This window comes from Verrucomicrobium sp. BvORR034, assembly GCF_000739635.1.
Taxonomy (GTDB): domain Bacteria; phylum Verrucomicrobiota; class Verrucomicrobiia; order Verrucomicrobiales; family Verrucomicrobiaceae; genus Verrucomicrobium.
Genome location: NZ_BATQ01000096.1, coordinates 1 through 13,249, shown reverse-complemented (window position 1 = coordinate 13,249; position 13,249 = coordinate 1). Strand labels below are relative to the sequence as shown.

At 61.3% G+C, this 13,249-nt stretch carries 8 protein-coding genes; 7 read left to right on the top strand and 1 reads right to left on the bottom strand.

Going from position 1 to position 13,249, the window contains the following annotated elements:
• On the top strand, positions 1-621 hold a 621-nt coding region (locus BV034_RS16190; protein ID WP_265593078.1), incomplete at its 5' end, for a hypothetical protein.
• Between the two features lie 1,015 nt (positions 622-1,636).
• On the opposite strand, the gene BV034_RS16185 is transcribed toward BV034_RS16190, so the two are convergent.
• Positions 1,637-7,261 (bottom strand): FHA domain-containing protein, encoded by a 5,625-nt coding sequence (locus BV034_RS16185; protein ID WP_050028044.1) that lies wholly within the window; start codon positions 7,259-7,261, stop codon positions 1,637-1,639.
• A 257-nt stretch (positions 7,262-7,518) separates the two neighbouring features.
• Between BV034_RS16185 and BV034_RS16180 the strand changes: the two genes are divergently transcribed.
• The 6 genes from BV034_RS16180 to BV034_RS16155 all read left to right on the top strand — a co-directional run.
• Entirely contained in the window at positions 7,519-7,947 is a 429-nt protein-coding gene (locus tag BV034_RS16180) for a GNAT family N-acetyltransferase (protein WP_050028043.1), read from the top strand.
• 46 nt (positions 7,948-7,993) lie between these two features.
• Complete coding sequence (locus BV034_RS16175) at positions 7,994-8,539, top strand: GNAT family N-acetyltransferase (RefSeq protein WP_050028042.1); 546 nt, start codon at positions 7,994-7,996, stop codon at positions 8,537-8,539.
• A 129-nt stretch (positions 8,540-8,668) separates the two neighbouring features.
• Positions 8,669-10,312, top strand: a complete 1,644-nt coding sequence (locus BV034_RS16170; protein ID WP_265593077.1) for a sulfatase — start codon at positions 8,669-8,671, stop codon at positions 10,310-10,312.
• A gap of 375 nt (positions 10,313-10,687) precedes the next feature.
• Positions 10,688-11,386 carry a hypothetical protein gene (locus tag BV034_RS16165; protein WP_050028041.1) on the top strand — a complete coding sequence of 233 codons (699 nt, stop codon included), beginning with the start codon at positions 10,688-10,690 and terminating at the stop codon, positions 11,384-11,386.
• A 150-nt stretch (positions 11,387-11,536) separates the two neighbouring features.
• Complete coding sequence (locus tag BV034_RS16160; RefSeq protein WP_050028040.1) at positions 11,537-12,475, top strand: MBL fold metallo-hydrolase; 939 nt, start codon at positions 11,537-11,539, stop codon at positions 12,473-12,475.
• A gap of 178 nt (positions 12,476-12,653) precedes the next feature.
• Positions 12,654-13,249 (top strand): hypothetical protein (locus BV034_RS16155; protein ID WP_265593076.1); only part of this gene is annotated, 596 nt, incomplete at its 3' end.

Genomic DNA, 13,249 nt, shown 5'->3' with positions numbered 1-13,249 from the left:
AAAGAGCGTCAGAAGGTGGTGCAGACCGCCGACAAGGTGCGGCCGCTGATGGAGCAGTATTATCACCAAAATCCCGACGGCCCCATCGCGGTGAGGCAGATCCAGCTCATGCGCCATGACAAGGCACCCAACACCGGCGGCCCACCCCATTGCGTCTTCCAGGTCTCCGGTGGCGACCTCAAACAACCGCTGCCCGTGATGGTGGAGGAAGAAGGAAACAACTGGAAGGTGGACTGGCTGACTTTCACCGAGTTCAAGGACGAACTCCTGCAGCGCTTCCTGGAAAGTTATCAGGACGAGCCCAAGCGCTTCCACGTCATGATGCGCCGTACGCACTACTTTGACGACGACATTCCGGGCCTGGACAAGCTCACCTGCTTCGAGATCCAGCCCCCCATGCCAGGGTTCACCGGACACGTCTTCGCCCGGCGAGCGACTCCGCTCACGCACGACCTGGACCGCTACGTAGGCTGGGAAGTCTCCAAAGCCGCCGCCATTGTGGAAATCCAATGGCGCAAAGAAGGCAGCCAGCAATGGGTCGAGCTCACCGGCGTGCCCCAGTACAACTGGCGAAATCCAGCTGCGGGTCCGGCGCCAGTGAAGGCAGAGTTGGTTGAGTAGGGCCGGGCGTGGGCGGTACGTCGGTACGTGGGTGCGTCGGTACGTGGGTGCGTCGGTGCGTCGGTGCGTCGGTGCGTCAGGGGCATCAGGGGCGTAGGCCAAGCAAGCTCATGGGATGAATTGGTCAGAGCATGCGGGAGCGTCTTGCAACAACACTTGTTTGGTGCATCGGCACATCAAGTGACATGCGCACTGTCCGCCTGCTGTTGGAGCATGATTGCAGAAGCGCATAACCGCTTACAAGGCGCCAATGCCGAAGGCACCTCAGAAGGTAGCCAGGGACCGGGCGAGTCTGGCGAGCCCTGTCCCTGGAAGAGCAAAATGAGAATTCCATCCTGAAGGGATGGTGGAATCGATCTTTTCACATAGAACCCCGCAATCCCATCCTCCGCCACGTTGCAGCTCCGTACGGGTGATAGGGCACCAGTCCCCTATTTCACACCACATGCCCCACCTCAAGGAGCGGCGGTTTGTGCCTCAAGCACAACCGCCGAAGGTGAGCGAAGCGCAATCACCTCCTTCTCACCAACAACACCCAAGCTCGCCCGCGCACCGCCTGATGCCGATTGCCAATCGGCGGCACAGCAGATTACCAATCTGCGCTACCGGTTTCCGCACGCACTCCGCTACCCTGCTCCGTTTCGAGCTCTACACAGGCCTCCCCAAAGCGGCGAATCTCGCCACACTCCATCCGATGCATCGGGACAAGCGGGGCCAGATGTTGTTTCCATGATTCATTCGAAGCTCGTTCCCACGGCCAGCGACATCGGAGGCTCTCCCGTCCCCAATCAATCCCAGCGCTCTCTCCACCTGGATGCGAAGCATCTTTGGAGTGCGCGCGGGAACCGCCGCTTTCGCTATTCTCGCTCCATTCCCCCTGATGCCGATTGCCAATCTGCGCTACTGGTCATCACTGGCGAGGCCCAATCCCACACACACCCACCAAAGGAGCCCCGATGCGTCCGCGCCCCTGACGCACTGACGCACTGACGCACTGACCTACCGAAGCACCACCCTACTCCTTCGGCGTTCCCATGGGTTTCAGGTTCGAGGGGCCACGGGTCTTCTTCCCACCGATGAGGGCGGCAAGAACACTGGTTTCCTCAGGTGCAACACTGGGATTGTCGTTGAGACGCTTCAAGTTCTCCTCCTGGGCTTTTTGTTCAGCCTGGGCAATTTCGGCATGATGGCGGGCTGCGCCGCGATCACGTTCGGCATCAATGATGGCAGACTTGAGTTCCGCCAGCTTGCGCTCCATTTCAGTGATGCGGTCGCGACGCTTCTCCTCCTCCACCTCGGCGAGTTCCAGTTTGCGCTGGACGGTGGCAAATTTTTCCTCTTCGCGACGGATCTTGGTTTCCAGCTGGCGTTCCTGCTCACGCAGCATGGGTTCACCCGTCGATCCTCCCTTGGTGCGCAGCTCCTCACGGGCGCGCTCCTGACGCAGGAATTCAAGGCGGGTGGCCTCACGCTGCACACTTTCACGCAGGCGGTTGAGACGCGCTTTAAGAGCCATCTCCTGGCCCGTGCCAGAATGCATGGCTCCAGTGCCCGTTTGACCAACATTGCCGCGCTCTTCGGGCGTCATTTCATCAGCACTACCACCAGCACCGCTGGAGAATCGCCCCTTGCGGGACGCCAGACCGCCCGCCTTGCGTGATTCATCACCATCCAATGCTCCCACAGCTTCGTCCGTATGAGGCACATCGTGGGAGGCAACACTCTGCAGACTGGGAGCGGTAAGCCCACGCAGCACGGCTTCACTCAGGCTCACGCCGCGGGTGCCCCCTGGGGAACCGACAATAAGATTGCGCAGGTTGGACTTCTCCCCTTCGATCTCCCGCCACAGTTCACGGGCCGCATCTGAATCCTCCGGCAAGGAAGCCAGACGGGCATAGCGGATGTCCATGCACTCCTTCCACTCCCGCAGGGGTGTCAGCTTCAGTTCCAGGTCAGCCAGCTCACGGCGTTTGCCGTCCAGCTTGGCCAGCAGGCTCTCGCGCTGCTCATTGTGCTCCTTGTCGGCCTCAGCGGTAAGACGGCGCAGGGCTTCAAAACGCTCGCGCTCATTGCGCTCCCGGTCAGCCAGCTCATCCAGCACCTGGCGCAAGTCCTTCTCACGAGTGCGCAGCACTTCGAGGCGGCCCTTCGTGCTTTCCTCATCCCCGTGCAGACCACCCACGATCTGCTCCAGGCTGTCGCGCTTGCCCTCCAGCGCCCGGTTCAAGGAATCAAGCTCCGTCTTCTGGGCCTCGCTGCGCTGCAGGGAGGCCTTGGTTTCGGCGAGCTTGGTGCCGGTCTCAGCCAGCTCCGCACACTGACGGTCCAGCTCCTCCCGCTGGGACATGGTTTCGGCCAGCTTCTGGCTCTCCTTGGCGAGATCGGCCCGCAGGGTCTCAAGCTGCTTGTCCAGCGCCTCGCGATAGCTCTCCTGTTTGGAGCGAGCCTCGGACGCCACGGCCTGGAAGTCCTCGTGCGTTTTCTGGTCGCGGGCCAGGCCGGCACGAGACTCGGTGATCTCCACATGCAGGCTTTCCAGCCGGGTCTGAAGTTCGCCAATGCGGGACTCAAGTTCCGCCGCCTCGGCCTTGCCGATCTGGAGCCGGGTGCTGACTTCCGTCAACTCGTCACCTGCCCGCACCTGGGACTCTTCAGTTTCCTTGAGCAGCTGCTTGGCGGCGAGGAGTTTTTCCTCGGTCCCCGTCAGAGCTTCAATGCGCTCCTCAAATCCTTTTCGCTTGGTCTCCAGCTCGGCCAGCACCTGCTGACGCTCACGGGCTTCATCCTCACGCTTCTCCACGAGGGACTTCAGCGAGGCAACGCGCGCCTCCGCCTCGTCCGACTGTTTGCGCATGTGGGTGAGGCGAGAATCAATAGCCTCCTGCTCCTTCAACAGACTGAGCAGGTGCACAGACATCTGCTCCTTGTTGGCCGTCATTGCCTCCAGCTCGCGCAGCGCCCCCTCAGAGGCATTGTGCAGACGCTGAATCTCCGTTTGCTTCTGGTCGTGCTGCTGCCCCAACCCCTGGATGGCCGTCAGCCATCCGGCATGTTTGGCCTCGGCGTCGTTGGCGGCTCCCTGGAAGGCGAGTTCCCGCTCCTTTAGAGCCTCCAGCTCGGCCTGCAGACGCTTTTCATCCGCCCCCAAGCTGTCGAGTGTCTGCTGCTTGGACTGGATGTCGGTTTCGATGCCCCGGAGGGTGGCCTCTGTCGTCCGGAGGCGGACATCCGTGTCCCGCAATTGATCTTCTGTGCTCTGAACCTTGGCCCGTACGGCCTCAAGATCCTGTGTGGAAGCCGTTGATGCATCGGCGAGCTGCTGCAGCTCCAGCTGCCGCTTGCCACAGGCGATGTCAAGGTTCTCCAGTCCACGGACCAGTTCCTCGTGGCGAGCCACTCCCTGGGTGATGGCTTCAAGTGTCTGGGTGAGCTTCTGCTCCGCCTCGGACAGTTCAGCCTGGCGGTGGGAGATGGACTGCACATACCACTCGTCCTGCGCGGACAACTGGGAGATGCGATCCGCCTTTGCCCGAACCTCTTCTGTGGCGTTCTTGAGATGATTGTGAGTGACGTCGTGCTGTTCGGCAAGAGCCTGCAAAGCCACCACCATCTCGCCGTAGCGCCCCTCCCCTTCCATGAGGGCCGCAGTCACATGCGCCAGACGCTGCTCCTCCGCCTGGAGGCGGGCGACCATCTCTGAGCGCTGTTGCAACTCCTCTGAAGCGTGGTGCAGATCGGCCTCCCTGGCCTGACGTTGCTCAACCAAAGCATGCAGGATGACAACGAGCTCATTGTGCCGGACTTCTGCTTGTTGCAGAGCCGTCGTCATCGGGGCCAGACGCTGCTGCTCAGCAGTAAGCTGGGTGAGATGCGCATGCCGGGACTCCGTCTCCCGATCAATGGCGCGCAGCTCTTCCTGGCGGGCCAGGATCTGATTCTTGAGCCCTTCCAGCTCGGTCACCGAGCGGCGGACCTCATTCATCATCCGCTCCATCTCCGCCTGGGTGGCGTGTTTCCTGTCAGTCAGTGCCCTGAGGGACTGCATCAGATTGCTCTGCTTGCCCTCGAGGTCTTTGACGAGTTGGGAAACATGCGCGCGATCGGCATCCATGGTGGAGGGGGGGAACGGGGGTTGTTCTGCTGCCGTTGGTTCTGCACCCTGCCCAGCCGTTGCTGGGGCAGGCTTCACCTCAGGAGCCACCTCTGCGGCCTTGCCTGTGACTTCCGCTACGGGCACCGATGCAGGCGCCAAGGAAGCTGCGGAAGACGAAAGTGACGCTGCCACAACGGGAGATGCGGACAGGGTGGGAGCCGGGGACGATGCTTTTTCCGGCTGGGGCGGTGCGGCGGGGGCTGCGGCAGCAGATTTACCCTCCGGCGCAAGATTTTCTGCTGGTGCTGGGGTTTTGATCTCAACACTAGCGACGGGAGTTGGAGCCTGGACTACCACCTCAGGAGAGGCTGGCTCGGCCTTGGCTTCCGCCGGTTTGGCTTTCTCGACGGTCTCTACCTTCGCCTCGGACTCAGCCGGCGCGGCTGGTAAGGCCGGTGCAGGAGACTCTGACCGCTCTGCGATCACGGGCTCAGCCTTCGGCGGAAGAGTTTCTGAAGAATCAGCTACCGTGGAGCCAGATGACCCGACCTTGTCGCTTGGAGCTGGCTCTTCCTTGGGAGCGGCAATCACTGGGGCCACAAGATGGGTGGCCTCCGGCTTCGATTTGGCGTCGCTGACTTCGATCTCAGGAGCGGAAGCCGGAGCCGTGGCAGCGGATTCGGAAACCGTTTTCACTTCCTGCTCAGCTTCGACTTTGGCCGCAACTTCAGGTCGGGCCTCTTCCGTCTGAACAGCCTCCGCTACAACCGGCTTCACAGCGGCCTCTGGCAGCGGGGACGGTTTTGGTTCCTCAATCGGTTCAGGAGCCAAATTGACGGGTGCCAGTGTTTCAGCCTCGACAGGAGTTTGAAGGGCAGAGACTGGTTCGACTGCCGGTTGGGGAGACGGGCTTTCAGGTGCCTTGGCCTTGTTCTCCACCGGTGCGGGGGCCACTGTTGCGGGCGGTGCCACGACTGGGCGCACCTCAGCCTGAACTGGCGGGGCTGCGGGGACTGGCACAGGCGCAGCTACAGGTGCCGGTGTGGCAGTAGATGCGGGAGGCGACTCAAGAGGAACCGGACCTGGCAAAGGAGCCGGCGCAGCGGATACGCCTCCTGTTCCAGTGGAGGGCGAAATGCGGACCTTAAACCCGCTGCCTGCCGCCCTTCCCGTAGTGGGCAACACTCCAGGACTTTGACCCGGCGAGATCGTGCTGCTGCCAGGAGAACTCAAGCCAGTAGAGGGCAGCACCGGAGTCAACGGAAGTTCCGGGAGCCCCTGCTTCATGGTCGCTGGCAGAGCTGGCAGCGGCGGCAAGGGCGGACGCACCATGCCCGCTGGCATGGGCGGAAGCGGAGAAAGCGAAGACGGTGGCACCGCCTGCCCCGGTGCCGGGGAAAGCGGCTGCTGCGGCAACGGTTGCTGCGCATAGTAAGACTGCGCCGGTGGAACCAGAAGCTGCGTCGGACGAGGCATCTCCTGGCTGGGGACAGGTGCAGAGAGCGTCTCGTCTTCGCGACGACGGGTCTCCTCATCTTGCGGAGCCCCGGGACGCGCCTTGGGCTGCACCGCATAGGTGTAAACCGGCACGCGCTCGATCAATTCGGATTGGGAAGCTCCCTGGCCCCCCGTACCGTGACCAGCATCCCTCGGCTGCGGCCCCTTGTTGATCCCTGCCAGCGGCTTCACTCCACTGCTGGTCTCGCGCCCCTGAGTGGCACCACGCTGGGTGAGGTGCACTGGCTGCTGCTTATGATGCTGGGAAAGATGTCCCGTCTGGTCTCCGCTAACGGGCCTCACCACAGGTTGGCTGCCGGCGCGCTCGTCGTCACGCGACGGCGGTGCCTGACGGGGGCTCACCGTATTGCGGGTTTGCTCCTCGGCAGGCTCGTGTTCTTCGTGACGGATGGCACCGACACTGCGCAAAAAGGACTTCAACACTCCGCCCGTGCCCTTGCTCGCAGGAGGCTTGCCTGCGCCCCCGGCAGCTTTCTTGTCCAGCGGCTCATCGTAAGGCGAACGTGGGGACGTGACGCTGGAATGCGGTTGCATGAGGCGTGGTGTCACCACCATGCCTGAATTGCCGGGAACTGGCGACGGTGCTTTTGCCTCACCCGCACCGGAAGCAAAGGCGTTGCCCGTGAGACGGGGGCCGTCCTGCTCTGCGTGGGGGCGCACGGAGGTGGACTCCAGTATGCCCGTGAGGACCGGGTGCGCCACCGAGCCAGCGGGGCGCTGACGATTCACTGGGCGCTCCGTTTCCTCCATGAGGAAGATGCACTTCAGAGGGCCAAAGCTGAGCTTGTCTCCCGGGTGGAGGAGACGCCGCTCCTGCCGCACGCCGTTGATGTAGGTGCCGGCCTTGGAGCCCAGATCTCGCACCTCGTAGTTCCCGTTGCGGTCCCTCACGACGACGGCATGACGCGCGGAAATTCGCGGGTCATCCACAACAACATCGTTTCCTTCCTGGCGGCCGACTGTCACCTGCTGAGGCAGGGGGACTTCGATTTCCTGTTCGTCGTCGAGGATGAAGATCAGTTTCGCCATTCCAGCCGGGTTAAAAAATAAAGTTTTCCCATCAAAACGCAGTCGAAGCAAGGAATCAACCTCCCAATTGAGACTCGCGTATCAAAAAAGATGCCCAACCCTGGGGAACCGCGCTGGGAAGCCGGTTTCAGGGCCAAGCAAGATTAAATTCAGTGCGAAACAGCTCGTGCCGTTCCCTCCAAAACCGGACCTGGAATTGGTGGGTTGCGCTTGACCCCCGGATCATAAGCCCTCTATAAAGCGGCGCAACCCCTGACATGAAAGAAACCTACTCCCTTTTTGAAGGTCTGGAGCACGTGGATTTTGCCCGGGTGCAGGAATGGCTGTCCAGCTCCTACTGGACACCGGGCATTGCCCAGGACCGTATTGAGCATGCCTCACAGCACTCCGCACTGGTGTTGAGTGCGTACACCTCCACCGGAATCCAGGCGGGATTCCTGCGCGTGGTGTCTGACAAGGCCCGCTTCGCCTACCTTTGCGACGTCTGGGTGGACACTCCGCATCGGGGACAGGGGCTGGCCCGACGCATGGTGCAGCACGCCCTGCAGCACCCAGACTTTGCCACGGTGAGCACCTGGACGCTCGGCACCAAAGACGCCCAGCAGGTGTATTCGGGACTGGGTTTCAGCGACATCACAGAGCCCGGAGCCTACCCGTACACCTTCATGGTCCGCCGCACGGCGTAACGCGAGCCCTCCTTCGACTCTCGCCCCTCGCGTAATGCCCTAGAACTTGTCGAAGTCACCTGCCCCACCTCCCCATGAGCCCCCCGCCAGCTTCACCCTGCGCCCCGCCACCCGGGAGGATGCCGGGGCATTTCTGCATCTCGTCGAGGCTCTCGCGCATTTTGAGAAACTAGAGCCCCCTGATCAGGCAGCCCGCGCACGCCTGATCGAGGACGCGTTTGGCCCCCGCCCCCGTTTCGAGCCCTGGCTCGCCTTTGTGCCCGGTCAGGCCGCACCCGTGGCTTATGCCATCTTTCTGGAGACCTACTCCAGTTTCCTCGCCCGCCCCACCCTCTACATCGAGGACATTTTTGTGGATGCTCCCTTCAGGAAGCAGGGCATTGGGGGCGGACTGCTCCACAAGGCAGTGGAACTGGCTGCCGAGCGAGAGTGCGGGAGAGTCGAGTGGACGGCCCTGGACTGGAATGTGAACGCCCAGCGCGTGTATGAAGAGAAGCTCGGAGCCCGCCGCATGAGCGAATGGTTCTTGTACCGCATGACTACGAAGGAGATGAACACCTATCTGGCTCAGCGTCCTGCCGGGAGTGAGTAAGCAAGCCGGAGATCTGCCCTGCCTGAGGAGCTTTGCGTTCTGGTCAAACAAGTTTCCCTTTTCAACAACGTTTCATTTACCTGAGTGCCCGCGTCGCGCCGTCTGCCCACCCTCACGCTCTATTATTCCATGAACCCGACGTTGTCCTGCTTCTACTCCGCGCTTGGACTTGCGCTATTCTCCCTCGCGAGCCCCCTTCCCGGCCAGACGACCCAGGCCACCCCGGCACCCGCGACAGGTTCCACGTCGAGTCCTGAGCCAGCTCCCGCCCCGGCCACGCCTCCCTCCGCCGGACCGACGTCACCCCCTTCCCCGCCCGCAGGCGAAGCGCCTTCTCCCGCTACACAGCCCCCTACGGCTCCCGCCAAGCCCAATGTCCTTTTTGTTCTCTGCGACGATCTGCGCTGGGACCACCTCGGATGCGCTGGCCATCCCAACCTGAAAACGCCCAACATCGACCGCCTGGCCAAAGAGGGCGTGCATTTCAAGAACGCCTTCTGCACCACCTCCCTCTGCTCCCCCAGCCGCGCCTCGATTCTGAGTGGCATGTACGCACACAAGCACGGCGTGCGGGACAACTTCACCGAGTTCCCCACCTCCATCGCCAGCCTCCCCCAGCGTCTTCAAGAGGCTGGGTATGACACCGCCTACATCGGCAAGTGGCACATGGGCGAGGACAACGACGAAAAGCGCCCGCACTTCAACTACTGGGCATCGCACAAAGGCCAGGGGAAGTACTTCGACACCGAATTCAACATCGAGGGCGAACGCAAGGTACTGCCCGGATACTACACCACCAGCGTCACCCAACTGGCGACCGACTACATCAAGAGACCGCACGACAAACCTTGGTGCCTCATGCTCGGCCACAAGGCACCGCACAGTTTCTACACGCCTGAGGAGAAGTACGCCCACACCTTTGACGACGTCCGCGTCCCCTACCCCAAGAGTGCCTTCAATCTGAAAGACAAGCCCCGCTGGTACCGCGACCGCCTCAATACCTGGCACGGCATCTACGGCCCGCTCTTCGAGTGGCGTAAGGAGTTCCCCAACGACAAGCCCGAAGGTGTAAAGGACTTCGAGAACATGATCCACGGCTACTGGGGCGTGATCCTGAGCGTGGACGACAGCATCGGCGCTCTCACGAAGCAACTGGAGGAGAGCGGTCAACTCAACAACACCGTGGTGGTCTTCATGGGCGACAACGGTCTGCTCAATGGCGAGAACGGCATGGTGGACAAACGGGCGATGCATGACGCCAGCATCCGCATCCCCCTGATTGTCCGGTACCCGGGCCTCGTCCCTGCCGACAAGCCCAAGGCCGTGCCCCAACAGGTGCTAACCCTGGACCTCGCTCCCAGCCTCCTCGAACTCTGCCACGCCGCCCCGCTGCCCGAGGCCCAGGGCAAATCCTGGGTGAAACTGGTCAAGTCCGGAGACAAATCCTGGCGCACCGCGTGGTTCTATGAATACAACTACGAGGCTCAATTTGGATACACCCCCAATGTCCGCGGCATCCGCACCGCGAACTGGAAGTACATTCACTACCCTCATGGCGATGACTCCGAAGACCGCCACATGGCCGAACTCTACAACCTGAAGACAGACCCCGGCGAGAACAACAACCTCATCAACCTCCCCGCCCACGACGCCAGGAAGCGAGAACTGCAGGTGCAACTGGCCGTCCTAATGGACGAGGCGGGGCTCAAGGAGGACAAGATGCCGATTGATGAAGGGGTGAAGAAGGAGCTGCCGGAGGCGAAGATCCGGTAAAAATGCTCATCATCGAACAAACCTCCTGACAACTCGAACGCTGAGTAAAGAAGGCGGGATCTCCGGTCCCGCAGGTTGACGGAGCATAGAGGGTCCAGTCAACAGATCAACTCCTGACCGCCTGGGTCTTTCATCAAGCCCCTCTGGACAAACTCCTGCGCCATCTGCCCGTGCGAGCTCCCCGACACTGCGAAACGCGCAAGGAACCAAACTTGAGCAGTTCAAGTTAATCACGCCATCACCAAAAATCTTAATGAACGCAGATCCAGCCAATCCATCTGACTCTGCTGCCCCCGTACGGCTCTTCTGACCGGGATCCTCAACGTCTCATTCTGAGAGCGGGCTTGCCGGGGCTGCAGACACCGCTACACAGCCATGAAGTTCAGGCCTTCTCATATCCTTCTCGCGCTCCTGGCTGTTGTCCTCCTGACCTTGGGACTGCTTTACGCCCGCACTGAGTTAACCTTGGCAAAATTTGCCGCTCTGGATCAGACTTATGAGGGGGACCGTTTCGAGCCCGGATTCTCCAAACCCCGATGGATGCCATCGATAGGTGATGAAGGGATAGCTTACCTGACGCGAAGGTTGACCGCAAATGACGAACTGGCCTACTACCTGCACAACCGCCTTCGCGGCACATTGGGTGCCAGGCTCCCCCCCATCTACCTTACGAATGTAAGGTCCATCAAGCCCGGTTTCTACGACACTTTGCGGCAATTCTCGAACGCGACTGCCGTCGTGGTCAACTTCTCCACTAGTTCCAACGGGGCGACCGAGGCGGACGCCACTCAGGTCTGCGAGGCTTTGCGCGACCTGCCCCGTCTTAGGAAGATCGATCTGGCCGGAGTTCAGTTCACCGATTCCTCCATCGCACCACTCGCGGGACACCCGACGGTGAATACGTTATGTCTGCCCGCAAGCCATATCACCCGCGCGAGCATCCCAACCCTTGCCTCAATGCCTTTGTTGGGCAATTTGCTCATTCAGACGGGCACGGGCAACATCACCCCAACTGAAGAGACGCTTGCCATAAGAGCGGCGCTATCCGGCCGGGTCACCGTCCTACAACGCTGAATCGCTGGCTTCTTTTCTTCTGCAGATGAGTGAACGAGGTGCGCCATACCTGCAGGGCATGCATGGCCCAACTTTCTAAGTATTTCTCCACACCCCGCACCAGCTGTCAGAATGGTGCCCATCCAGTAAACACCCCCTTCCCTTCATTCTATGCTTCCATCCTTTTCCCGCCGACGTTTCCTCTCGACATCCGCTTCTGCAACCGGCACGCTTTCATTGATGATGAAAGCATCGGCTGCTCAAACTGCCGCAGCGAGCGGAGCGCAACCGCACCTGTGCATCACCTGTGGATCCCAGTTCTCCTCCACAGACGGACCGCCCAAGGAATGCCCCATCTGCCTGGACGAACGCCAGTATGTGGGAGCCAATGGCCAGGAGTGGAACACCCTGGAGGCTATGAAACAACAGGGCACCTGGAAGAACGTCATCCGGGAACTCGAGCCGGGGCTCCATGGGATTGGCACGGAGCCAAAGTTCGGGATCGGTCAGCGGGCCCTGCTGATCCAGCGCCCCCAGGGCAACATCCTGTGGGACTGCATCAGCTATCTGGACGAGGCAACGATCTCAGTCGTGAAGAAGCTGGGCGGCATCTCGGCGATCGCCATCTCCCATCCGCACTACTACAGCAGCATGGCCGAGTGGAGCCGGGCCTTCGGCAACGTGCCCATCCATCTGCACGAGGCGGACCGCCAGTGGGTCATGCGACCGGATGCAGATGTGAACTATCAATTCTGGAAGGGCGCAACGAAGAAGCTGGGTGAAGATCTCACGCTGATCAACACCGGCGGGCACTTCGACGGATTTCAAGTGCTGCATTGGCGCAACGGCGCGCAGGGTCAAGGAGTCATCCTAGCCGGGGACCAGCCGCAGGTGGTGGCGGATCGGAAGTGGGTGAGCTTCATGTATAGCTATCCCAACTACATTCCTCTGAACGCCCCCGCCATCCGCCGCATCACGAAGGCCCTGGATCCGTACCCTTACGAGCACCTCTACGGGGCCTTCTGGCCGAGCATCGTGAACCAATCTGCCAAGGAGAGGGTCCGCCTTTCGGCAGAGCGGTATCTAAAGGCGATTGGGGGTGAGGTTTAGAGAGGATTTACAAGATTTTGAAGGATTGGCAGGATCGGCTCTGAGTTTTGCTTCCGAGTGAACGAACAGCGGATCGCAGAGCCCCAGTCTGACGCACCGGCTCCAGGCCACGGGCACATTCCCCTTTCCCGCGGCCGAAGTTCTGCTCTCTTATGCGCCCTTTCACCCATTGCGCTCCATGAACCTCCCCTCTCCACCTGCCTTGTCCGCGGCTGAATGCCGTCGGTTCAATGATCATGTGGCTGAGCTCTATGCGAGCGCACTGAGAGAAGAGCCGCTGCCTGTGATTGCCCGCACGCTGGCGACCGTCGTAGGCGGGACGGTGGCAGCAGCCTGTCTTAGCCCGGCTTTGCCAGAGAAAGCGCCGGGATTTGCCCTCTCTGAGCACGGGGCCTTCGACTGGAGCCCGGAGCAGTTCCTCCTTTTGCAATCGCATCCGCGTCTGCAAACGGGGCCGCGCGGCGAAGTGCTGAGCGTTTCCGACTTTCTGAGTCAGGCCCGCTGGCAGCGTACGGATCTGTACAATGTGGACCGAGGTTCCGTGCGTCTGGAAGACGATCTGGGCGTGGATCTGCGCCTGCCAGGGGGAGAGCTTTTCCAGGGATGCGTCATCCGCGAGGAGCGCAATTTCACGGAACGAGACCGGCTCCTTTTCACGCTGCTGTTGCCCCACCTGCGCAACCTCTTGATGTTGAACCCACCGAGTTCAGCTTCCTGCGCACCCGCACCGGACCGCCTGGTGGGCCTGGGGCTCACGCCCCGCGAACAAGAAGT